Raw genomic sequence first — 23,630 nt, forward strand, 5'->3', positions numbered from 1 at the left:
GGTTTCGGCAATGTCAATCGCGCTTTATTTACATTTATGTAACCTGTGCAGATTCATTCCTTATTTCAGGTCAAAAGTCAAGAGCTTGAAATTATTCCAGGAATTTGCTGATATCCCGTCAGGGTTAGCTTTGCTATTATCAGCGATCACTGGGATGCGCTTCATATTGCTCAAGTTCAACACCTTACATGCCGATAGCCAACCACAGACACGCGTTCACTGTTAAATAAGGTGCTACTGACTACACCTGTAAGAAAAAGTAAGATGGGGAAAGCATGAGCACCATTGTAATTGTCATCGCTGCTATGCTGGCCTGCGCATTCATTGCAGGGTGGTTGTACAGGCGTCGGGCACAGCGTCGATATCGCTTGCCGTATCTCAATGCCTTTGCCGGGGCGAACACCCGCAAGCTCACCGCTGAAGAACGCAGCGCGATTGAGCAATATCTCGAGTCCTTTAACCGCATCCAGCAGACGCCAGCGACAGGCGCCAGCGCCGCGCCGGTCTCGTTAAGCCTCAATGCCCAGAGCAACACCGTGCTCTGCGTGACGCGCTCCATTACCCGCTACGGTATTACCACTGACGACCCCAATAAATGGCGTTACTACCTCGACTCGGCTGAGGTGCATCTGCCGCCGTTCTGGGAACAGTACATTAATGATGAAAACAGCGTTGAGCTGATCCACACCGACTCCATCCCGCTGGTGATCGCCCTCAATGGTCACTCCATCGCGGAGTATGTCCAGGAAGCGCCCCACTTTGCGCTGGAGCATGTCAGTTCAACCCAGGCGTCGATTCGTGGCGAAGAGACCGAGCAGATTGAGCTGCTGAATATTCGTCAGGAAACCCACGAAGAGTACGCCCTGAGCCGCCCGGATGGCATTCGGGAAGCGCTGCTGATTGTCGCCGCGTTCCTGCTCTTCTTCTTCTGCCTGATGAGCCCTGATGTTTTTGCTCCCTGGCTTGCCGGGGGCGGCGTGCTGCTACTGGCGGCGGGACTCTGGGGATTATTCGCCCCGCCTGCCAAAAATGCGCTGCGTGAGATCCACTGCCTGCGCGGCACGCCAAAACGCTGGGGCCTGTTTGGCGAAAACGATCAGGATCACGTCAACAATATCTCGCTGGGCATTATCGATCTGATCTATCCCCGCCACTGGCAGCCGTGGCTGGCCCAGGATTTAGGGCAAAAAACCGATATTGATATCTATCTGGACCGGCACGTCGTACGCCAGGGCCGCTATCTATCCCTGCATGATGAGGTCAAAAATTTCCCGCTGCAGCACTGGCTGCGCAGCACGGTGATTGCCGGTGGCGCCGGGCTGGTGCTGGCGATGCTGGTTTTCCTCGTCCCGCTGGATATGCCGATCAAATTTATCCTGTCGTGGATTAAAGGCGCCCAGACCATTGAAGCCACCAGCGTCGGGGAGCTCGAAAGTGCAGGTGTACGTATTGGCGATACGCTGCGCCTGAAGGGTACCGGGATGTGTAATATCCATGCTCCTGGAACCTGGAACGCCCGCCAGAGCTCACCCTTTACACCGTTTGACTGCTCGCAGGTGATCTGGAATGACGCGGCGCCCCTGCCGCTGCCGGAATCCGATATCGTCAACAAAGCCACGGCGTTGACCCAGGCCCTGACGAGCCAGCTGCATCCCAAACCGGAAGATAATTCACGCGTCAGCCCGGCATTACGCTCCGCTATTCAGAAGTCCGGCATGATCCTGCTGGATGACTTTGGCGATATCGTCCTGAAAACTCAGGAGCTGTGTGCAGAGCAGGACGAGTGCGTCAGGCTGAAAAATGCGCTGGTTAACCTCGGCAACAGCAAAGACTGGGAGGCGCTGGTGAAACGTGCCGATGGCGGCCGTCTCGATGGCGTCAACGTGCTGCTGCGTCCGGTCAGCGCAGAGTCGCTGGAAAATCTGGTCGCCACCTCTACCGCGCCGTTCGTCATGCGCGAAACCTCACGTGCTGCCCAGGCACTTAACAGCCCTGCCCCCGGCGGCTTTGTGATCGTCAGCGACGAAGGCAGCGAGCTGGTCGATCAGCCTTACCCATCGGTAGCGCTGTATGATTACCCGGCCCAGCAGCAGTGGGGCGAGTTCCAGCGCCTGGCGCAGATGCTGATGCGTACGCCGTTCAGCGCCGAAGGGATTGTGACCGGCCTCTTTACCGATGCCAACGGTACCCGCCATGTCGAGCTGCACAGCATGCCGGACAGCGCCGGGTTATGGCGCTATATCGCTACCTCGCTGCTGATGCTGACGATGGTGGTCTGCATGCTCTGGAACGCCTTTATGGCGCTGCGCCGCTATCAGCGCTCGCGCACCCGCCTGGCCGATATTCAGCAATACTACGAAAATTGCCTCAACCCGAAGCTTATCCCCGCGCCTGAGAGCCTGATCGGATAACGCTCCCGCGCGACAGGATATGCTACCCTGTCGCGCACGTTTCTTCTGGCTGGAGTATTCCCCCATGCATTTTGATATCGCCTGGCAGGACGTCGATACCGTCCTGCTGGATATGGACGGCACGTTGCTCGATCTCGCGTTTGATAATCACTTCTGGCAAAAACTGGTGCCGGAGACCTACGGCGAGCAGCAGGGGATCTCCCCGGCAGAAGCGCAGGAATTCATACGCCAGCAATATACCGCCGTACAACATACGCTAAACTGGTACTGCCTGGACTACTGGAGCGAACGCCTCGGTCTGGATATTTGCGCGATGACTACCGCTCAGGGCCCGCACGCCGTGCTGCGTGAAGATACCGTTCCTTTTCTTGATGCATTGAAAGCGAGCGGCAAGCGGCGCATCCTGCTGACCAACGCGCATCCGCATAATCTGGCGGTGAAGCTGGAACATACCGGTCTGGCCTCACACCTTGATTTATTACTTTCCACCCACACATTTGGTTATCCGAAAGAGGATCAGCGATTGTGGCAGGCGGTGGCAGAAGAGACCGGCCTGCAACCAGAGAGAACGTTGTTCATTGATGACAGCGAACCGATTCTGGATGCGGCGGCAACCTTTGGCATTCGTTATTGCCTTGGCGTGACCAATCCTGATTCTGGCCTGGCTGAAAAAAGCTATCTGCGGCATCCGGGGCTGAACGACTATCGCCGGATGATCCCCTCACTCACCGTGAAGGAGAAGCCATGAAAGAGAAGCCCTCCGAAGGGGTAAGACTGGACAAATGGCTGTGGGCTGCCCGCTTTTATAAAACGCGCGCCCTCGCCCGGGAAATGATTGAAGGCGGCAAAGTGCATTACAACGGGCAGCGCAGCAAACCGAGCAAGCTCGTGGAGCTGAACGCCACCCTGACCCTGCGTCAGGGCAACGACGAACGGACAGTGATCGTGAAAAACGTCACCGAACAGCGTCGCCCGGCAACGGAAGCCAGCACCCTGTATGAAGAGACGGCCGAGAGCGTTGAAAAGCGAGAGAAGATGGCGCAGGCACGTAAGCTGAATGCCCTGACCATGCCGCATCCCGACAGGCGACCGGACAAGAAAGAACGTCGCGATCTGATTAAATTTAAAAATGGCGAGAATGAGTGATTCTTGCTGAACGAGAGATGACTATGGCCCAACACGACCAATTACACCGCTATCTGTTTGAACAATTTGCCGTTCGCGGCGAGCTGGTGACGGTATCCGAAACCTGGAAACAGATCCTGGAAAACCACAACTACCCACTGCCGGTGAAAACCATGCTGGGCGAGCTGCTGGTTGCCACCAGCCTGCTGACCGCAACCCTAAAATTCGCCGGTGATATCACCGTGCAGCTGCAGGGCGATGGCCCGATGAGCCTGGCGGTGATCAACGGCAACAACCAGCAGCAGATGCGCGGCGTGGCGCGCGTACAGGGCGAAATCCCGGAAGGTGCAGACCTGAAAACGCTGGTCGGCAACGGCTACCTGGTGATCACCATCTCTCCGGAAGAGGGTGAACGCTATCAGGGCGTGGTCGGTCTGGAAGGCGATACGCTTGCCGCCTGCCTGGAAGATTACTTCATGCGTTCCGAACAGCTGCCAACCCGCCTGTTCATCCGTACCGGTGAAGTGGATGGCCAGCCTGCAGCCGGCGGTATGCTGCTCCAGGTTCTGCCTGCGCAGGATGCTCAGACCAATGATTTCGAGCATCTGGCAACGCTGACCGAAACCATCAAAGCCGAAGAGCTGCTCACCCTGCCAGCGAACGAAGTGCTGTGGCGCCTGTACCACGAAGAAGAGGTGACGCTGTACGATCCGCAGGACGTCGAGTTCAAATGCACCTGTTCCCGTGAACGCTGCGCGGGCGCGCTGAAAACCCTGCCGGATGAAGAGATCGACAGCATCATGGCGGAAGAGGGCGAGATCGACATGCACTGCGACTACTGCGGTTCGCATTACGTCTTCAATTCGATGGACATTGCCGAGATCCGCAATAACGCCTCCCCGGCCGATCCTCAGCTGCACTAAGTTGTCCCGTTAACTGCCCTCTCACGTGGGGGCAGTTGACCTTTCCTTCCGCTCGGCTACCCTTTCATTTCATTCACTATTTCCCCTCACCTGCTGAATCGTTATCAGTGATGAAAGACTTTCGTAACTTTCTTTCATGTATGCGCTTACACTCACATTCTCGCAGTTAAATTTACCAGCAATTAACCTTTTCAGAACATTTTCACCAACCAAAAAGTGATTCCTGCCATAATCTGCTCCGCGAAGTGACAGGAGTCACAGCGTTTTCCGTCATAAAGGGTTTTTGTCCAGATACGCAAATCTATGAGCCCGGTCGCGGTTAACATTCGAGGAAAAACCCTACAATTTCAGGCAGTATATATTGGCTAAGGAGCAGTGATATGCGTGTTAATGGTTTAACCCCGCAAGATCTCAAGGCTTATGGTATCAACGACGCTCACGATATCGTCTACAACCCCGATTACGATACGCTGTACCAGGAAGAGCTCAATCCAGCACTGGAAGGATACGAACGCGGTATATTGACGACCACCGGCGCTATCGCTGTCGATACCGGTATCTTTACCGGCCGTTCGCCGAAAGATAAGTACATTGTCCGTGACGACACCACCCGCGACACCCTGTGGTGGTCAGATAATGGCAAAGGGAAGAACGACAACAAAGCGATCTCCCCTGAAACCTGGCAGCAGCTGAAATCCCTCGTTACCCAACAACTCTCCGGCAAGCGTCTGTTCATCATCGATGCTTACTGCGGCGCTAACGCCGACACCCGCCTTTCCGTCCGCTTTATCACCGAAGTCGCCTGGCAGGCGCATTTCGTGAAGAACATGTTCATTCGCCCCACCGATGAAGAGCTGCGGAGCTTCGAACCTGACTTTGTGGTGATGAACGGCGCGAAGTGCACCAACCCGAACTGGAAAGAGCAGGGGCTGAACTCGGAGAACTTTGTCGCCTTTAACCTGACCGAGCGTATCCAGCTGATCGGCGGGACCTGGTACGGCGGCGAAATGAAGAAAGGGATGTTCTCGGTAATGAACTACCTGCTGCCGTTACAGGGCATTGCCTCCATGCACTGCTCGGCGAACGTTGGCGAGAAAGGCGACGTGGCGGTGTTCTTCGGCCTGTCCGGCACCGGTAAAACCACCCTCTCCACCGATCCGAAACGCCGCCTGATTGGCGACGACGAACACGGCTGGGATGATGACGGCGTGTTCAACTTCGAAGGCGGCTGCTACGCCAAGACCATTCGTCTGTCAGCAGAAGCGGAGCCGGATATCTACCAGGCCATCCGTCGCGATGCGCTGCTGGAGAACGTAACGGTGCGTGCCGACGGCACGGTCGATTTTGACGATGCGTCGAAAACCGAGAACACCCGCGTCAGCTACCCTATCTACCACATCGATAACATCGTTAAGCCGGTGTCGAAAGCAGGCCATGCGACCAAGGTGATCTTCCTCACCGCCGACGCGTTTGGCGTGCTGCCGCCGGTTTCACGCCTGACCGCCAGCCAGACCCAGTATCACTTCCTCTCCGGTTTTACCGCCAAGCTGGCCGGTACCGAGCGTGGCGTGACTGAGCCGACCCCGACCTTCTCCGCCTGCTTCGGCGCGGCCTTCCTGTCGCTGCACCCGACGCAGTACGCCGAAGTGCTGGTGAAACGCATGCAGGCTTCTGGCGCCCAGGCGTATCTGGTCAACACCGGCTGGAACGGTACCGGCAAGCGTATCTCAATCAAAGATACCCGCGCTATTATCGACGCCATTCTGAACGGTTCGCTCGATGATGCGGAAACCTTCACCCTGCCGATGTTTGATCTGGCGATCCCGACCGAACTGCCGGGCGTGGACAGCCGTATCCTCGATCCACGCAATACCTACGCTTCACCGGAGCAGTGGCAGGAAAAAGCCACCACCCTGGCGAAACTGTTCGTGGAAAACTTCGAGAAGTACACCGATACGCCGGCAGGTGCGGCGCTGGTGAGTGCGGGGCCTAAGCTGTAGAGGCTGTGCCGGGTGGCGCTGCGCCACCCGGCGTATTTTTAACTCTCTTTCACCTGTCCACGGGTAAACGGAACCGGCAGCCACGCGCGGATACTTAATCCGCCCCGCTCGCTGGTACCAATCTCCAACAGACCGTTATGGTTATCCACGATACGCTGCACAATCGCCAGGCCTAAACCGGTGCCGCTGGTGCTGCGCGCGCTGTCTCCGCGCACAAACGGCTGGAACAGGTGTTTACGCTGCTCCGGCTTGATGCCCGGACCATCATCTTCAACCTGGAACCAGGCGCGGTTCAGTTCAGAGCCGCTGCTGACCTTGATCCAGCCGTTGCCGTAGCGGGCGGCGTTAACCACCATATTCGCCACTGCACGCTTGATGGAGAGTGGGTGCATGCGCACGGTGATATCGCCCGGCTGCAGGTCGGTTTCAATCTCACGCTCGTAACCGCTTTCGGCCGCCACCACTTCGCCCAGCACCGCGTTCAGCTCTGCGATCTCCATCGGCATCTCCTGCCCGGTGCGCAGGTAGTCGATGAACTGTTCGATAATGGCGTTGCACTCTTCGATGTCCTTGTTGATGGACTCCGCCAGGTAGCCATCCTCCTCGCCCATCATTTCAGTGGCGAGGCGAATACGCGTCAGCGGAGTGCGCAGGTCATGGCTGACCCCGGCCATCAGCAGGGTACGATCGTCGGCCAGCTGTTTAACGCCAGCCGCCATATGGTTGAAGGCGCGGGTCACCGACCGCACTTCCGACGCGCCATACTCGCGCAGCGGAGGCGGGATAATGCCTTTACCGACCTGGAGCGCCGCGTGCTCCAGGTCGACCAGCGGTCGGTTCTGGATACGAATAAACAGCCAGGCGCCGCCTATCGCCAGCAGCATGATCGCCAGGGTGTAACGGAACAGCGGCGAGAAGTCGCCCTGATGGATTTCGGTCAGCGGCACGCGCACCCAGATGTTGGGTGACAGCCAGGTTTTCAGCCAGACTACCGGGGAGCTTTTGTTGACCTCAACGCGCACTTCCGTCGGGCCGCCCAGCTGCTGCGCCATCTGCTGGCTGAGGAATTCGTAGTGTTGCGCCCAGCGCAGGCCTGCGTCTTCCGCCGCTTCGTTGGAATAGAGCGATATCCCCAGCTCACGGTAGATTTCACGGCGAAACGCCGGTGGCACCACCAGCTGCGTGCCATCTTCCAGCTGCAGTTTATCGGTCATCAGCATACGCACTTCGTAGGCCAGGACCTTATTAAACTGCTGGAGGCTCGGCAGGATCGCAAAGTTCAGCACCACCAGGTAGGTCGTCACCAGGCTGACAAACAGCAGGGTGACGATCAGTAACAGGGTGCGGGCAAACGAGCTACGCGGCGAGAAACGCATTCGCCTCATGCTTTAGAGCCGTCCGGGACAAACACGTAGCCCAGACCCCAGACGGTCTGGATATAGCGCGGATGCGCCGGATCCTCTTCCACCATGCGACGCAGGCGGGAGATCTGCACGTCGATGGAACGCTCCATCGCGGAATATTCGCGGCCACGCGCCAGGTTCATCAGCTTATCGCGGGAGAGCGGCTCACGCGGGTGGCTGACTAAGGCTTTCAGTACCGCAAACTCGCCGCTGGTCAGCGGCATAGGCTCGTCTTCACGGAACATCTCGCGGGTACCGAGGTTCAGCTTGAACTTACCGAAGGCGATCACTGCCTCTTCCTGCGACGGCGCACCAGGCAGTTCGTTCGCCTGACGACGCAGTACGGCGCGAATACGCGCCAGCAGTTCACGCGGGTTAAACGGTTTTGGAATGTAGTCGTCGGCGCCAATTTCCAGGCCCACGATACGGTCAACCTCTTCCCCTTTCGCCGTCACCATAATGATCGGCATCGGGTTGCTTTGGCTACGCAGACGACGGCAGATGGAGAGGCCATCTTCGCCAGGCAGCATCAGATCCAGCACCATCAGGTGGAAGGATTCGCGGGTCAACAGGCGATCCATCTGTTCGGCGTTGGCAACGCTACGAACCTGGAAGCCCTGCTCGGTCAGATAACGCTCGAGCAGTGCGCGTAGGCGCATGTCGTCATCCACCACCAGAATCTTATAATTCTCTTGCATTGTCAGTACTCCCAAAGGTTCGGATAATCTTGAACAGCGTATTCTAAAAAAGTGGGCGTTCACGACCAGCTAATTCTGGTATAAATTCTAGTCGAAATTGTTACAAAGCATATTTAACAGGAGCTTATCTGCACATTTCATCACATAACTCATTATTAATCCTGTCTGTTAAGCTAAGTGATACGTAATGTGCGCAAGGTATGCAACCTAAGTCGTAAGGCCAGAGAATGAAAACGCCCCTGATCACCCGCGAAGGGTATGAAAATCTGAAGAAAGAGATGGACACGCTGTGGCGGGAAGAGCGCCCGGAGGTGACCAAAAAAGTGACCTGGGCCGCGAGCCTCGGTGACCGCAGTGAAAACGCCGACTACCAGTACAACAAGAAACGGCTGCGCGAAATCGACCGCCGGGTGCGATATCTGACCAAATGCCTTGAGAACCTGAAAATCGTCGATTACTCCCCGCAGCAGGAGGGCAAAGTCTTTTTCGGCGCGTGGGTGGAGATCGAAAACGACGACGGCGATCTTAAGCGCTTTCGGATTGTCGGCTACGATGAAATTTTTGGTCGTAAGGATTACATCTCCATCGACTCGCCCATGGCCAGAGCGCTGCTGAAAAAAGAGGTCGGCGATCTGGCCGTCGTGCACACTCCGGCCGGGGAAGCGACCTGGTATGTGAACGCCATCGACTATGTGAAATAACCCGCCGGAACAATCCGAGAGCCTGGCGCGGCGACTGGCATTTTGCCGTGCCAGTCCGTATAACTATCCCCTGATTTTTCGACCCACAAGATGAAATAGCCATGATGAAAGATTCGCTCTGCCGCATTATTGCGGGTGAACTTCAGGCAAGGGCTGAACAGGTAGAAGCTGCCGTTCGCCTGCTTGATGAAGGGAACACCGTGCCGTTTATCGCACGTTATCGTAAGGAAGTGACTGGCGGTCTGGATGATACGCAGCTGCGTAACCTGGAAACCCGCCTTGGCTATCTGCGTGAACTGGAAGACAGGCGTCAGGCGATCCTGAAATCCATCGGTGAACAGGGCAAGCTGACCGACGAGCTGGCCAAAGCCATCAACGGCACCCTGAATAAGACTGAACTCGAAGACCTCTATCTGCCGTACAAACAAAAACGCCGCACCCGCGGGCAGATCGCTATTGAAGCCGGTCTGGAGCCGCTGGCGGATCTGCTGTGGACGACGCCGTCCCACGACCCGGAAACCGAAGCCGCGAAGTTTATCGATGCCGATAAAGGCGTGGCCGACACTAAAGCCGCCCTCGATGGCGCACGCTACATTTTGATGGAGCGCTTTGCCGAAGACGCCGCCCTGCTGGCTAAAGTGCGTGATTACCTGTGGAAGAACGCCCATATCGTCTCCACCGTGGTGAACGGCAAAGAGGAAGAAGGGGCGAAATTCCGCGACTACTTCGATCATCATGAACCGATTTCCTCCACCCCTTCTCACCGCGCCCTGGCAATGTTCCGCGGCCGCAATGAAGGCGTGCTGCAACTCTCACTGAATGCCGACCCGCAGTTTGACGAGCCGCCGAAAGAGAGCCACGGCGAGCAGATCATCACCGACCATCTTGGCCTGCGCCTGAACAACGCTCCGGCGGACAGCTGGCGCAAAGGGGTGGTGAGCTGGACCTGGCGTATCAAGGTGCTGATGCATCTCGAAACCGAACTGATGGGCACCGTGCGCGAACGCGCCGAAGACGAAGCGATTAACGTCTTTGCCCGTAACCTGCACGATCTGCTGATGGCCGCCCCGGCAGGCCTGCGCGCGACCATGGGTCTCGATCCGGGCCTGCGTACCGGCGTGAAGGTGGCGGTAGTGGATGGCACAGGCAAACTGGTTGCCACCGACACCATTTATCCGCACACCGGCCAGGCAGCCAAAGCTGCGGTCGCCGTGGCGGCGCTGTGCGAGAAGCACAACGTGGAGCTGGTGGCGATCGGCAACGGCACCGCCTCGCGCGAAACCGAGCGCTTCTTCCTCGATCTGCAAAAGCAGTTCCCGAAAGTGACGGCGCAAAAAGTGATTGTCAGCGAAGCGGGCGCGTCGGTGTACTCGGCGTCCGAGCTGGCCGCGCAGGAGTTCCCGGATCTGGACGTCTCCCTGCGCGGTGCGGTCTCTATCGCCCGCCGCCTGCAGGATCCGCTGGCTGAGCTGGTGAAGATCGACCCGAAATCCATCGGCGTGGGCCAGTACCAGCACGACGTCAGCCAGACGCAGCTGGCGCGCAAGCTGGATGCGGTGGTGGAAGACTGCGTGAACGCCGTCGGCGTTGATCTGAACACCGCCTCCGTCGCCCTGCTGACCCGCGTGGCGGGGTTAACCCGGATGATGGCGCAGAATATCGTCGCCTGGCGTGATGAGAACGGTCAGTTCCAGAACCGCCAACAGCTGCTGAAGGTGAGCCGTCTGGGGCCGAAAGCGTTCGAGCAGTGCGCGGGCTTCCTGCGTATCAACCACGGCGACAACCCGCTGGATGCCTCCACCGTTCACCCGGAAGCCTATCCGGTTGTCGAGCGCATTCTGGCTGCCACCCAGCAGGCGCTGAAAGTGCTGATGGGCAACAGCAGCGAATTGCGTCATCTGAAAGCGGTGGATTTCACCGATGAGAAGTTCGGCGTGCCGACGGTGTCCGACATCATCAAAGAGCTGGAGAAGCCGGGCCGCGACCCGCGTCCGGAGTTCAAAACCGCGCAGTTCGCCGAAGGCGTCGAGACCATGAACGACCTGCTGCCGGGCATGGTGCTGGAAGGTGCAGTCACCAACGTCACCAACTTTGGTGCCTTTGTCGATATTGGCGTGCATCAGGATGGCCTGGTCCATATCTCCTCTCTTGCCGATAAATTCGTGGAAGATCCGCATACCGTGGTGAAAGCCGGCGACATCGTGAAGGTGAAGGTGCTGGAGGTGGATCTGCAGCGCAAGCGTATCGCCCTGACCATGCGTCTGGACGAGCAGCCTGGCGAGACCAACGCCCGTCGTGGCGGCGGCAACAGCGATGCGCGCCAGCAGCAGCGTCCAGCGGCGAAACCGCGCGGGCGTGAAGCACAGCCATCCGGCAACAGCGCGATGATGGATGCGCTGGCGGCGGCGATGGGTAAAAAGCGCTAACATAGGCAGTGCCCGGTGGCGCTTCGCTTACCGGGCCTACGGTTTGTAGGCCGGGCAAACGCAGTGCCGCCCGGCAAACAGACCGCAAAAATTAAAATAAAAAAACTCTCTTATTTCTTATAAATATGGAACCGATTGCATATCCGTATTTAAACCAATAATTATCACTCCGTTAACAATAAATCTTTTTATCGCTTACCATCATTGCCCGAAAATATTGAGCAAGGTCAATCAGCCCGCAAATTAATAGCCGTATCTACATTCCGTCACATATTTAATATTGATGAGAGAAACCATTCTCATTACCATTGTGCCTGTTGATTATTTAACCGTCCGTTAAGTAGGCACTATGCAATTCACTCCAGCCAGCGCGTGGAAAATTACCGGCTTCACCCGCGAAATAAGCCCGGCCTATCGGCAGAAACTGCTCTCATTAGGGATGCTACCCGGCTCCTCTTTCCTGGTGGTGCGCGTTGCCCCGCTGGGCGATCCGGTGCATATCGAAACCCGACGTGTGAATCTGGTTCTGCGTAAGAAAGATCTCGCCTTAATAGAAGTTGAAGCCCTGTCTCAATAACACGCCAGCTCCCGCAGCGAGTCGAATAGAATGAAAAAATTAACCATTGGCTTAATTGGCAATCCGAATTCCGGCAAAACCACCTTATTTAACCAGCTTACCGGCGCGCGTCAGCGGGTCGGTAACTGGGCGGGTGTGACGGTCGAACGTAAAGAGGGCCAGTTCGCCACCACCGATAATCAGGTCACCCTCGTCGATCTGCCCGGCACTTACTCATTAACCACCATCTCCTCCCAGACCTCGCTGGATGAGCAGATCGCCTGCCACTACATTCTCAGCGGCGACGCCGACCTGCTGATCAACGTGGTGGATGCCTCGAACCTAGAGCGCAACCTCTACCTGACGTTACAGCTGCTGGAGCTGGGCATCCCCTGCGTGGTGGCGCTGAACATGCTCGATATTGCGGAAAAGCAGCAGATCCGCATCGACGTCGACGCCCTCTCCGCCCGTCTGGGCTGCCCGGTGGTGCCGCTGGTCTCCACCCGCGCCCGCGGGATCGACGCCCTTAAGCTGGCCATTGACCGCCACACCCGCAATGCCGACGTGGAGCTGGTGCATTACGCCCAGCCGCTGCTGCGGGAAGCCGGGATCCTCGCCCAGGAGATGGCGCACAGCATGCCGTTCAAACAGCGTCACTGGCTCGGCCTGCAGATGCTGGAAGGCGATATCTACAGCCGCGCCTATGCCGGTGATGCCGCGCAATATCTGGATGTCTCCCTCGCACGGTTGAACGATGAGCTGGACGACCCGGCCCTGCACATTGCCGATGCGCGCTATCAGAGCATCAATGCCATTTGCGACGTGGTGAGCAACGCCCTCACCGCCGAACCAAGCCGCTTTACCCGGGCGATGGACACCCTGATCCTCAACCGTTTTCTCGGCCTGCCGGTCTTCCTGCTGGTGATGTACGTGATGTTCCTGCTGGCCATTAACATCGGCGGCGCGCTACAGCCGCTGTTTGATGTCGGCTCGGTGGCCATCTTCATTCACGGCATTCAGTGGCTGGGTTACACCCTGCACCTGCCGGAATGGCTGACCATTTTCCTCGCCCAGGGGCTGGGCGGCGGGATCAACACCGTGCTGCCGCTGGTGCCGCAGATCGGCATGATGTATCTGTTTCTCTCGTTCCTTGAGGACTCCGGTTATATGGCCCGTGCGGCCTTTGTGATGGATCGCCTGATGCAGGCGCTCGGCCTGCCCGGCAAATCCTTTGTACCGCTGATTGTCGGCTTCGGCTGCAACGTGCCGTCGGTGATGGGTGCCCGCACTCTGGATGCGCCTCGCGAACGGCTGATGACCATCATGATGGCGCCGTTTATGTCCTGCGGCGCACGGCTGGCGATCTTCGCGGTGTTTGCCGCGGCCTTCTTCGGCCAGGAGGGGGCGCTGGCGGTCTTCTCGCTGTATGTGCTCGGCATCGTGATGGCGATCCTCACCGGCCTGATGCTCAAACACACCATCATGCGTGGCGAGGCGTCGCCGTTCGTGATGGAGCTGCCGGTCTATCACGTTCCGCACCTGAAAAGCCTGCTGATCCAGACCTGGCAGCGGCTGAAAGGTTTTGTCCTGCGGGCGGGTAAAGTGATTGTGGTAGTCAGTATTTTCCTCAGCGCGCTGAACAGCTTCTCACTCAGCGGCAAGGCGGTAGACAACATTAACGACTCGGCGCTGGCCTCCGTCAGCCGCGTCATCACCCCGCTGTTTAAACCGATTGGCGTACATGAAGACAACTGGCAGGCCACCGTCGGGCTGTTCACCGGCGCGATGGCGAAAGAGGTGGTGGTCGGCACGCTGAACACCCTCTACACCGCAGAGAATATTCAGGAAGAGGCGTTTAACCCGGCGGCGTTTCACCTCGGGGACGAACTGTTCAGCGCCGTGGATGAAACCTGGCAGAGCCTGAAAGAGACCTTCAGCCTGAGCGTGCTGGCGAACCCGATTGAAGCCAGCAAAGGCGACGGGGAGATGGCGACCGGGGCGATGGGCGTGATGAGCGAGAAGTTTGGCAGCGCCTCGGCGGCCTACAGCTACCTGATCTTCGTCCTGCTCTACATCCCGTGCATCTCGGTGATGGGGGCGATTGCCCGCGAATCGAGCCGCGGCTGGATGGGCTTCTCCGTCCTGTGGGGGCTGAATATCGCTTACTCGCTGGCAACGGTGTACTACCAGACGGTCAATTTCAGCCAGCATCCGCACTACAGCCTGGTCTGTATCCTGGCGGTGGTGCTGTTTAACGTGGTGGTGATGGGCCTGTTACGCCGGGCGCGCAGCCGCGTGGACGTTAACCTGCTGGCGAAAGGCAGAACCGCAGCGGCCTGCTGTGACAGCCCGGCCAGCGACTGTCACTAGGAGGCGGCATGGCATCGTTAATTGAGGTTCGTGATTTACTGGCGCTACAGGGGAGAATGGAAGCCACCCAGCTCAGCCAGATCCTGCGCATGCCGCAGGCGATGATCGAGGCCATGCTGGAGCGTCTGGAGGCGATGGGGAAAGCGCAGCGCATCCAGGAGGATCCCGACGGCTGCTTATCCGGCAGCTGTAAAAGCTGTCCTGAAGGAAAAGCCTGCCTCAGGGAGTGGTGGGCGCTGCGTTAATCGTTAATAAAGCCGGGCAACTCTGCCCGGCTTTATGTGTTTATTTGTAGACGTCTGCGGTCGCGCGGATGTCTTTCTGATCTTTGTTGGCGCTGGTGACGACATAGTACTTACCGCCCAGCTCATCTGCTTTCTTGGAAAGCTCTTTTCTCGCATCCATTGGCGCGGTGGTATCAGATGTAGAGATATCGCCAACCTTCGTCAAATTCATCTCTTTCACTTTATCTTTCTGGATCTCTTCTGCCGCCATAACGCCAAAAGAGAGTGAACCAATAACCAGAGAAGCAACAATACCTGTAACAAGTTTCATAGCCATGACTCCCAAAGAGGATTGTAGTTTTGATTATCGAAGGCGGGATACCCGCAACGATATATTGAGTATTGTTGCGGTATGTCACTTTTTCCAGCGGGAATGAAAAATAATCAGTTTAAACGCTGACTTAAGGCAATCAGCGCCGCGCAAAACTCGGCGGAGTGAGAGATAAAGGGCGCATGCGCCGCTTTGGCGACAATCAGGGCTTCGCTCTGCGGCCATTGCTCATCCAGCAGCGGCACGATCTTACGCGGGACCAGCCCGTCGAGGTAACCATAAATACGCAGATGCGGCAGCGTCAGCGACGCCAGCGGCGCGCGCAGATCGGCCGTTTTCAGGATCTCCAGCCCGCCATTCAGCACTTCCACCTCCGGCATTGGCAACGCCAGCACCGTGGTTTTCAGCGTCCGGGCGTCCTGGCGTGCGGTTTCGGTGCCCATGGTCTGTAGCGCAAGAAAACGCTCCACCGTGCGCTGGAAATCGTTGCTCAGCTGCTGCTGGAAACCGGCCAGCACCTCGGGTTTGATTCCCGGCCACTCCGCCTGGGCGCTAAAACACGGGGAGGAGGCGACGGTCACCAGGGCCTGAACTCGCTCAGGATGCGTCAGGGCTATCTGGCTCGCCACCAGCCCGCCCAGGCTCCAGCCCAGCCAGATCGCCTTATCCGGGGCCTGCGCCAGCACCTGCTCCGCCATGTCGGCAAGAGGCATTGCGCCGAAATCACGGCTGCGGCCAAAGCCCGGCAGATCCACCAGGTGCAGCGTGAATTGCGAGGCCAGTTCCTCGCTGATGCAACGCCATACTTCGGCATTCAGCCCCCATCCGTGCAGCAGCACAAGATGGCAATTTCCTGTCCCGACGGTCTGCCACCAAAGGTTATTCATCGATTACTGTTCTCTTTTTTCACAAGGAGGTTGTCTATGCTAACAGTGCCCGGCTTGTGCTGGCTATGCCGGATGCCGCTTGCGCTCAGCCACTGGGGCGTCTGTTCCGTGTGCGAAAAGGGGCTGGCAGGGCGGACAGGTGTTTGTCCGCAGTGCGGTTTACCGGCCATTCATCCCCACCTGCCCTGCGGCCGCTGCCTGCGCAGACCGCCGCCCTGGCAGGCGCTGGTGGCGGTGAGCGGCTATACGCCGCCGCTGAGCCAGCTGGTGCATCAGCTGAAGTTTTCCCGCCGCAGTCAGCTGGCAAAACCGCTGGCGAGGCTGTTACTGCTGGCGCTGCTGCGCGCCAGGCGCAGCCGGGGGTTGCCGGACGTTGATATGCTGGTCTGCGTACCGCTCTGGTCACGGCGTCACTGGCGGCGCGGGTTTAACCAGAGCGACCTGCTCTGTCGCCTGCTGGCCCGCTGGCTGAGCTGCTGCTATGTTCCCGATGCCATTCGCCGCAACCGCGCTACCCCGGCCCAGCATCAGCTCAGCGCCAGATTGCGTAAACGCAACCTGCAGCACGCTTTTACTCTTGAATTACCGGTCGTCGGGCGCCATATCGCTGTGGTGGATGATGTCGTGACCACAGGCGCTACCGTCGCGGAACTCTCCCGCCTGCTTTTGCGAAGCGGCGCGGCTTCGGTTCAGGTATGGTGTCTGTGTCGAACCTTGTAGCGCCCTCAGGTTGGGCGTATTATACCCAGGTATTTTAGTCAACTATTAGGCCAATGCTATGATCCGTATTTCCGATGCTGCACAAGCGCACTTTGCCAAACTGCTGGCAAATCAGGAAGAAGGGACCCAGATCCGCGTGTTCGTGATCAACCCGGGCACCCCGAATGCAGAATGCGGCGTCTCTTATTGCCCACCGGATGCTGTGGAAGCAACTGACACTGCCCTGAAATTTGAGCAACTCACTGCCTATGTCGATGAGCTGAGCTCCCCGTATCTGGAAGATGCGGAAATTGATTTTGTGACCGACCAACTGGGTTCCCAGTTAACCCTGAAAGCACCCAACGCCAAAATGCGTAAAGTGACCGATGACGCCCCGCTGATGGAGCGCGTTGAGTACCTGCTGCAGTCCCAGATTAACCCGCAGCTGGCAGGCCACGGTGGCCGCGTCACTCTGATGGAGATCACCGAAGACGGTCTGGCCATTCTGCAGTTTGGCGGCGGCTGTAACGGTTGTTCCATGGTCGACGTGACCCTGAAAGAGGGGATCGAGAAGCAGCTGCTGAACGAGTTCCCGGAGCTGAAAGGCGTGCGCGATCTCACCGAACACCAGCGCGGCGAACACTCCTACTATTAAGTTGCCGTTATCTGTTGCCCGGTGACGCGTAGCGATCCGGGCCTCTCCCCCTTCTCCCCTGCTTCAGAACATGACCTGCGTCTCAGATTTCACATTTTGACCGCCAGGGTCATTCTCAATCCGCACATGTTACCCGTATCATTCTCGCGGGCACTCAAACACCTTCACGCCGACCGACTAAGCTTAATGATTTAGAAGGCAGCCTGTCTTTGTGCCAGGAAGTACGCTGTTCCCAGTTGGGGCAACATTAATATGTCGTTGAAACAATGACGTTACCCATAACAATTTTAAAGGCCAGATAATCATGCCATTAGTCATCGTCGCTATCGGTGTAGTCCTGTTACTGCTCCTGATGATCCGTTTCAAAATGAACGGCTTCATTGCCCTTGTACTGGTGGCCCTTGCTGTCGGCCTGATGCAAGGGATGCCGCTGGTAAAAGTTATCAGCTCCATTAAAGCCGGTGTGGGCGGTACGCTCGGTAGCCTCGCGCTGATCATGGGCTTCGGCGCTATGCTCGGCAAAATGCTGGCTGACTGCGGTGGCGCACAGCGCATCGCGACCACGCTGATTGCAAAGTTCGGCAAAAATAATATTCAGTGGGCAGTGGTCTTAACCGGCTTCACCGTCGGTTTTGCACTGTTCTACGAAGTGGGCTTCGTGCTGATGCTGCCGCTGGTGTTCACCATCGCCGCTTCTGCCAGCATCCCGCTGCTGTACGTGGGTGTGCCAATGGCCGCTGCGCTGTCCGTGACCCACGGCTTCCTGCCGCCGCACCCGGGCCCAACCGCTATCGCCACCATCTTCCATGCGGACATGGGTAAAACCCTGCTGTTCGGTACCATTCTGGCGATCCCGACCGTTATCCTCGCAGGGCCGGTGTTTGCGCGTTGCCTGAAAGGCATCGATAAGCCGATCCCGGAAGGTCTGTACAGCGCGAAAACCTTTACCGAAGAAGAGATGCCGAGCTTTGGCGTCAGCGTCTGGACCTCTCTGGTACCGGTAGTGCTGATGGCCCTGCGCGCCGTCTGTGAAATGGTGCTGCCGAAAGGCCATCCGGTTCTCGGCGTGGCGGAGTTCCTCGGTGACCCGGTGATGGCGACGCTGATTGCGGTCCTGATTGCGCTGTTCACCTTTGGTCTGAACCGTGGCCGCTCCATGGATCAGATTAACGATACCCTGAGCTCGTCGATCAAAATCATCGCCATGATGCTGCTGATCATCGGTGGCGGCGGTGCGTTCAAGCAGGTTCTGGTTGATAGCGGCGTGGACAAATACATCGCCTCCATGATGCATGACACCAACATCTCTCCAATCCTGATGGCGTGGTCTATCGCGGCGGTGCTGCGTATTGCCCTGGGTTCTGCGACCGTTGCGGCCATTACCGCGGGCGGTATCGTTGCCCCTCTGATTGCCACCACCGGCGTCAGCCCAGAACTGATGGTTATCGCGGTGGGTTCCGGTAGCGTGATTTTCTCTCACGTGAACGATCCGGGCTTCTGGCTGTTCAAAGAGTACTTCAACCTGACCATCGGTGAGACCATCAAGTCCTGGTCGATGCTGGAAACCATCATCTCCGTCTGCGGGCTGATCGGGTGTCTGCTGCTGGGTGCGGTGGTTTGATGTAACGGTGCCGGGTGGCGGCTACGCCTTACCCGGCCTACAGGGTCAATAAAAAACCCGCCATCTGGCGGGTTTTTTATCACTTCTTCTTCGCAGCCGCTTTGCGCCGCTTATCCAAATCCTTAATCAGCTTGTTCACCCCGTCATCGGCAAACATCGCTTCAAGTGACGTAGACAGCTTGCGACGCCAGTTCTTGTACTGATAGCTGGTGCCCGGGATGTTGACCGGCTCCGCCATATCAATCCAGTCTTCCGGCTGCAGCCCCAGCAGGGCGCTGTTGCTGTCGGCAATGTAGCGCTGCAATCCGCGGTTGAGCGTCGGGGTCATCGACATCAGCGATGCCTTGCGCCCGGTGCGCTTCGGCAGGCAGCCGTGCGCGTGCAACGCATCCAGCAGCCCCTGCTTCGACAGCTCGCGATCCTGATACAGCCCACGCAGCATCACTTCGTCAGGGTAGAGGCCCAGCGTTTTGCCCAGGGTAAGGTCGCCGCTGTCCCACCAGCCACGAAGCGTAGGAAGGTCATGCGTCGTCGCGACTGCCATTGATTGTTCTGGATACGCCTCCGGCGCGCGGAAGTTCTTCTCAAGGTCGTTTTCAAAATAGAGCACTTTATAAGAGTAAACGCCGCTGTCACGCAGCTTGCTGACGATTTCAACCGGCACGGTGCCGAGATCTTCCCCGATCACCATGCAGTTATGGCGCTTGCTCTCCAGCGCAAGGATGGAGAGCAGATCGTCGACCGGATAATGCACGTAGGCCCCGTGGTCGGCGGTTTCACCGTAGGGGATCCACCACAGACGCAGGACCGACATCACGTGGTCGATACGCAGCGCGCCGCAGTTCTGCATGTTGGCGCGCAGCAGTTCGATAAAGGGCTCATAGGCGCGGGCCGCAATCACGTGCGGATCCATCGGCGGCAGGCCCCAGTTCTGACCCAGCGGGCCAAGAATATCCGGTGGCGCACCGACAGAGGCTTTCAGGCAGTAGAGCTCGCGATCGCACCAGGTCTCTGCCCCGCCCTCGGCCACGCCGACCGCCAGGTCACGGTACAGGCCAATCGGCATATCGTAGCCCTGGCTCTCCTGCCAGCAGGCGGCAAATTGGGTGTACGCCAGCCACTGCAGCCAGAGGTAGAAATCGACCTCATCGGTATGCTCTTCGCAAAACGCTTTCACCGCCGGGGAATCAACGGACTGGTACTGCTCAGGCCACACCGGCCAGCCCCAGCGCATTTCGTCCTCTTTCACCTGATACGCGTGCAGCGCATCGAACGCCGCCTGCCAGTACAGGCTCTCCCCTTCGCGGGCAACAAACGCCCGGAAGGCCACCATCTGTTCGTCGTCACGCCGGGCAAAGCCTTTCCACGCCATGCGCAGTGCGGCCATCTTCAGCGCGGTGACCGAAGCATAATCGACCCACTCGGCATCGCGGGCGCGTTGCAGCGCCTGCCGGGTGGTCTCCATCTTCCACCAGGCCTGCGCCTCGTCACTGTTGCGAAAATCCTCCACGGCGTTAACGTCGATGTAAATCACGTTCAGCCAGCGGCGGGATGACGGGCTGTACGGGCTGGCGCTCTCCGGATTCGCCGGATAGAGCGCATGGATCGGATTGAGGCCGATGAAGGCCCCGCCGCGCTTGCCGACGTCGGCCAGCATCTTCTGCAGATCGCCGAAGTCGCCAATGCCCCAGTTAGCCTTCGAGCGCAGCGTGTATAACTGCACGCAGGCGCCCCACAGTTTCTTGCCCTCTTTCAGCGCCTGCGGCTCGTAGCAGCGTTTTGGCGCGACGATCACCCGGCAGTGCCAGCGATGGGCATCCTGAGTCAGCGTCAGGGTGTGGTAACCCTCCGGCAGTTTTGCCGGCAGGTTGAGATTTTTGCCGCCCGTGGCGTGGCCTTTGTGCTGATGCCCCTCTTCGGTGGTCAGCAGCCAGCTAAAGTCGCCGCTGCCTTCAATCATCAGCGGCATCTTTTTGCCCGCGGTATAGACCATCACGTTCGGGACGGCGGTGACCGCCGCTTTCGCGACGGGTTTGGCTTTGTGCATAGCATCCAGCAAACGCCTCTTGGTCTCAGCACCAATAGACTGCGGTTTACCATGAGCATTGATATAGCTGGGGCTGATCCCCGCCGCCAGGGCGGCATTATCGAGACGTTTACTTTCCATCGCGCTTCCTTAGCGTTTTGCCTGCCAGATACGGGCCTGGTAGTCGCGGATTGAACGGTCAGAACTGAACATGCCGCAGCGCGCGGTATTCAGAATGCACGCCCGGGTCCAGGCTTCCTGGTCGCGATACAGGACATCGACCTGCTTCTGGGCCTCAACGTAGCCCGCAAAGTCAGCCATCAGCAGGTACGGATCGCCGCCCTGTTTGCCGATGCTGTGCAGCATCTGGTCGAACGCATGCTTGTCGCCGTCGCTGTATTTGCCGCTCTCCAGCTCCTTCAGCACCGCATCCAGCAGTTTGTCTTTTTTACGCCATTTCACCGGGTCGTAACCTTTGGCTTTGATGGCTTTCACCTCTTCCACAGTATGGCCGAAGATAAAGATGTTCTCGTCGCCCACCTGCTCGGCGATCTCAACGTTAGCGCCGTCCAGCGTACCGACGGTTAGCGCGCCGTTCAGGGCCAGCTTCATGTTGCCGGTGCCGGAGGCCTCTTTGCCCGCGGTAGAAATCTGCTCAGAGACGTCCGCCGCCGGGATCAGCAGCTCCGCCGCCGAGACGCAGTAATCCGGCAGGAAGACCACCTTCAGCTTGTCGCCCACCTTCGGATCGTTGTTCACCGCGTCGGCCACTTTATTAATAGCGAAGATGATGTTTTTCGCCAGGTAGTAGCCCGGCGCCGCTTTCGCACCGAACAGGAACACGCGCGGCACGCGGTCGGCCTGCGGGTTCTCGCGGATCTCTTTGTACAGCGCCAGAATGTGCAGCAGGTTCAGGTGCTGACGCTTGTACTCGTGCAGACGTTTAATCTGGATATCAAAAATCGCGTTCGGGCTGATCTCAATCCCGGTACGGGTTTTGACGAACGCCGCCAGACGCACCTTGTTGTCCAGCTTAATGTTGCGGTACGTCTCGCGGAACGCCGCATCGTCGGCATACTTCTCCAGGTTGATCAGCTGGTCGAGATCGTTAGCCCACTCTTTATCCAGCGAGGCGTCCAGCAGCGCGGCCAGTTTTGGGTTGCACTGTTTGATCCAGCGACGCGGTGTGATGCCGTTGGTGACGTTGTGGAACTTGTTCGGCCACAGCTGGTGATATTCCGGGAACAGATCTTTCACCACCAGGTCAGAGTGCAGCGCGGCCACGCCGTTCACCGCAAAGCCGCTGACCACGCACAGGTTAGCCATACGCACCTGCTTGTCGAACACCACCGCCAGCTTCGCCCATACTGCTTTGTCGCCCGGCCAGGTTTTATCCACCAGTTTCTTAAAGCGGTTGTTGATCTCGTTGATCAGCTGCATATGGCGCGGCAGCAGGGTTTTAATCAGCTTCTCGTCCCAGCACTCCAGCGCCTCTGGCATCAGGGTGTGGTTGGTGTAGGCGAAGGTCTTACTGGTGATCGCCCAGGCGTCGTCCCAGCTCAGCTGATGTTCGTCGATCAGCACGCGCAGCAGTTCCGGAATGGCAATGGTCGGGTGAGTATCGTTCAGCTGGATCACTTCGTAATCCGCCAGCTCCGCCAGCTTGCGGCCCGCCAGGTGGTGGCGACGCAAGATGTCGGCCACGGAACAGGCGCACTGGAAGTACTGCTGCATCAGGCGCAGCTTTTTGCCCGCCAGATGGTTGTCGTTCGGGTAGAGGACTTTGGTCAGCTTGTCGGCGTCGATGCCCTGCTGCTCAGCACGCAGGAAGTCGCCGTCGTTGAATTTGGTCAGGTTGAACGGGTGAGCGTGGGTCGCCTGCCACAGGCGCAGCGGCTGTGCCACGCCGTTACGGTAGCCCAGCACCGGCAGATCCCAGGCCTGGCCGGTAATGGTAAAGCCCGGTTCCCACTGGCCCGCTTTTGTCACTTTACCGCCAATGCCAACCTGCACGTCCAGCGCTTCGTTGTGGCGGAACCACGGGTAGCTGCCGCGATGCCAGTCGTCCGGGGCTTCCATCTGCTGGCCGCCCGCAAAGGACTGGCGGAACAGGCCATACTGATAGTTCAGACCGTAGCCGGTCGCCGACTGGCCTACCGTCGCCATCGAGTCGAGGAAGCAGGCCGCCAGACGACCCAGACCGCCGTTGCCCAGCGCCGGATCGATCTCCTCTTCCAGCAGGTCGGTCAGGTGGATGTTATGGGTGTTCAGTACATCGCTGACCTCCTGATACCAGCCGAGGTTCAGCAGGTTGTTGCCGGTCAGACGGCCAATCAGGAATTCCATAGAGATATAGTTAACGTGGCGCTGGCCTTCGACGGGCTTCACCGCGGGTTGGGCACTCAGCAGCTCGGCGAGCGCTCCGCTGACGGCCTGCCACCACTGGCGGGAGGTCATGTCTTCGGCGGCGTTTAAACCAAAACGCTGCCACTGACGCGTCAGGGCAGCCTGGAATTGAGCTTTGTTGAAAGTAGGCTGTGACATAGGGAATCTGCATCCTGTAGAGAGAAAATG

At 58.2% G+C, this 23,630-nt stretch carries 19 protein-coding genes; 13 read left to right on the plus strand and 6 right to left on the minus strand.

The window, feature by feature from the left end:
• Nucleotides 1-275 precede the first annotated feature (275 nt).
• The 5 genes from ACP4QI_RS20610 (at nucleotide 276) to pckA (ending at nucleotide 6,459) form a co-directional block, all read left to right on the plus strand.
• Complete coding sequence (locus tag ACP4QI_RS20610) at nucleotides 276-2,411, plus strand: intracellular growth attenuator family protein (RefSeq protein WP_426495861.1); 2,136 nt, start codon at nucleotides 276-278, stop codon at nucleotides 2,409-2,411.
• A 64-nt stretch (nucleotides 2,412-2,475) separates the two neighbouring features.
• A complete protein-coding gene (gene yrfG / locus ACP4QI_RS20615; protein ID WP_142487379.1) occupies nucleotides 2,476-3,159 on the plus strand; it encodes a GMP/IMP nucleotidase in 684 nt (227 codons plus the stop codon).
• On the plus strand, nucleotides 3,156-3,557 hold the full coding sequence (gene hslR, locus ACP4QI_RS20620) for a ribosome-associated heat shock protein Hsp15 (protein WP_142487380.1): 402 nt from the start codon (nucleotides 3,156-3,158) through the stop codon (nucleotides 3,555-3,557). The genes yrfG and hslR overlap by 4 nt, the downstream gene beginning before the upstream one ends.
• Before the next feature lie 23 nt (nucleotides 3,558-3,580).
• A complete protein-coding gene (gene hslO / locus ACP4QI_RS20625) occupies nucleotides 3,581-4,459 on the plus strand; it encodes an Hsp33 family molecular chaperone HslO (RefSeq protein ID WP_156264782.1) in 879 nt (292 codons plus the stop codon).
• Between the two features lie 380 nt (nucleotides 4,460-4,839).
• Nucleotides 4,840-6,459, plus strand: coding sequence for a phosphoenolpyruvate carboxykinase (ATP) (gene pckA, locus ACP4QI_RS20630; protein WP_142487382.1), 1,620 nt, complete (start codon nucleotides 4,840-4,842; stop codon nucleotides 6,457-6,459).
• 38 nt (nucleotides 6,460-6,497) lie between these two features.
• On the opposite strand, the gene envZ is transcribed toward pckA, so the two are convergent.
• Nucleotides 6,498-7,844, minus strand: a complete 1,347-nt coding sequence (envZ, locus tag ACP4QI_RS20635) for a two-component system sensor histidine kinase EnvZ (RefSeq protein WP_142487383.1) — start codon at nucleotides 7,842-7,844, stop codon at nucleotides 6,498-6,500.
• Nucleotides 7,841-8,560 carry an osmolarity response regulator transcription factor OmpR gene (ompR, locus tag ACP4QI_RS20640; RefSeq protein ID WP_001157751.1) on the minus strand — a complete coding sequence of 240 codons (720 nt, stop codon included), beginning with the start codon at nucleotides 8,558-8,560 and terminating at the stop codon, nucleotides 7,841-7,843. The genes envZ and ompR overlap by 4 nt, the downstream gene beginning before the upstream one ends.
• 227 nt (nucleotides 8,561-8,787) lie before the next feature.
• On the opposite strand from ompR, the gene greB reads away from it, so the two are divergent.
• The 5 genes from greB to feoC all read left to right on the plus strand — a co-directional run bounded on the left by greB (nucleotide 8,788) and on the right by feoC (nucleotide 14,858).
• Nucleotides 8,788-9,261 carry a transcription elongation factor GreB gene (greB, locus tag ACP4QI_RS20645; protein WP_231313526.1) on the plus strand — a complete coding sequence of 158 codons (474 nt, stop codon included), beginning with the start codon at nucleotides 8,788-8,790 and terminating at the stop codon, nucleotides 9,259-9,261.
• 101 nt (nucleotides 9,262-9,362) lie between these two features.
• Nucleotides 9,363-11,687 (plus strand): Tex family protein, encoded by a 2,325-nt coding sequence (locus ACP4QI_RS20650; protein WP_426495862.1) that lies wholly within the window; start codon nucleotides 9,363-9,365, stop codon nucleotides 11,685-11,687.
• A 349-nt stretch (nucleotides 11,688-12,036) separates the two neighbouring features.
• On the plus strand, nucleotides 12,037-12,264 hold the full coding sequence (gene feoA, locus ACP4QI_RS20655) for a ferrous iron transporter A (RefSeq protein WP_426495863.1): 228 nt from the start codon (nucleotides 12,037-12,039) through the stop codon (nucleotides 12,262-12,264).
• Nucleotides 12,265-12,294: 30 nt separating this feature from the next.
• Entirely contained in the window at nucleotides 12,295-14,613 is a 2,319-nt protein-coding gene (feoB, locus tag ACP4QI_RS20660; RefSeq protein WP_426495864.1) for a Fe(2+) transporter permease subunit FeoB, read from the plus strand.
• Between the two features lie 8 nt (nucleotides 14,614-14,621).
• Entirely contained in the window at nucleotides 14,622-14,858 is a 237-nt protein-coding gene (gene feoC, locus ACP4QI_RS20665; protein ID WP_142487388.1) for a [Fe-S]-dependent transcriptional repressor FeoC, read from the plus strand.
• Nucleotides 14,859-14,898: 40 nt separating this feature from the next.
• Here feoC and ACP4QI_RS20670 read toward each other — a convergent pair whose 3' ends face one another.
• On the minus strand, nucleotides 14,899-15,168 hold the full coding sequence (locus tag ACP4QI_RS20670; protein WP_106995218.1) for a YdgH/BhsA/McbA-like domain containing protein: 270 nt from the start codon (nucleotides 15,166-15,168) through the stop codon (nucleotides 14,899-14,901).
• Nucleotides 15,169-15,281: 113 nt separating this feature from the next.
• A complete protein-coding gene (gene bioH, locus ACP4QI_RS20675) occupies nucleotides 15,282-16,055 on the minus strand; it encodes a pimeloyl-ACP methyl ester esterase BioH (RefSeq protein WP_142487390.1) in 774 nt (257 codons plus the stop codon).
• Nucleotides 16,056-16,091: 36 nt separating this feature from the next.
• Between bioH and gntX the strand changes: the two genes are divergently transcribed.
• From gntX to gntT, 3 genes are all read left to right on the plus strand, one after another.
• Entirely contained in the window at nucleotides 16,092-16,775 is a 684-nt protein-coding gene (gene gntX / locus ACP4QI_RS20680; protein ID WP_426495865.1) for a DNA utilization protein GntX, read from the plus strand.
• Nucleotides 16,776-16,833: 58 nt separating this feature from the next.
• The gene (nfuA, locus tag ACP4QI_RS20685) at nucleotides 16,834-17,409 is read left to right on the plus strand and encodes a Fe-S biogenesis protein NfuA (protein WP_142487392.1); all 576 of its coding nucleotides are present in this window, start codon (nucleotides 16,834-16,836) and stop codon (nucleotides 17,407-17,409) included.
• Between the two features lie 304 nt (nucleotides 17,410-17,713).
• Nucleotides 17,714-19,030 (plus strand): gluconate transporter, encoded by a 1,317-nt coding sequence (gene gntT, locus ACP4QI_RS20690; protein ID WP_142487393.1) that lies wholly within the window; start codon nucleotides 17,714-17,716, stop codon nucleotides 19,028-19,030.
• Between the two features lie 79 nt (nucleotides 19,031-19,109).
• Here the strand turns inward: gntT and malQ are convergent, their stop codons facing one another.
• Complete coding sequence (gene malQ / locus ACP4QI_RS20695; protein ID WP_426495866.1) at nucleotides 19,110-21,197, minus strand: 4-alpha-glucanotransferase; 2,088 nt, start codon at nucleotides 21,195-21,197, stop codon at nucleotides 19,110-19,112.
• 9 nt (nucleotides 21,198-21,206) lie between these two features.
• Nucleotides 21,207-23,600 (minus strand): maltodextrin phosphorylase, encoded by a 2,394-nt coding sequence (gene malP, locus ACP4QI_RS20700; protein WP_426495867.1) that lies wholly within the window; start codon nucleotides 23,598-23,600, stop codon nucleotides 21,207-21,209.
• Nucleotides 23,601-23,630: the final 30 nt, after the last annotated feature.

Origin of the sequence: Leclercia sp. TB492 (genome assembly GCF_049974505.2) — a bacterium.
In the GTDB taxonomy this organism is placed as follows: Bacteria; Pseudomonadota; Gammaproteobacteria; order Enterobacterales; family Enterobacteriaceae; genus Enterobacter; species Enterobacter adecarboxylatus_C.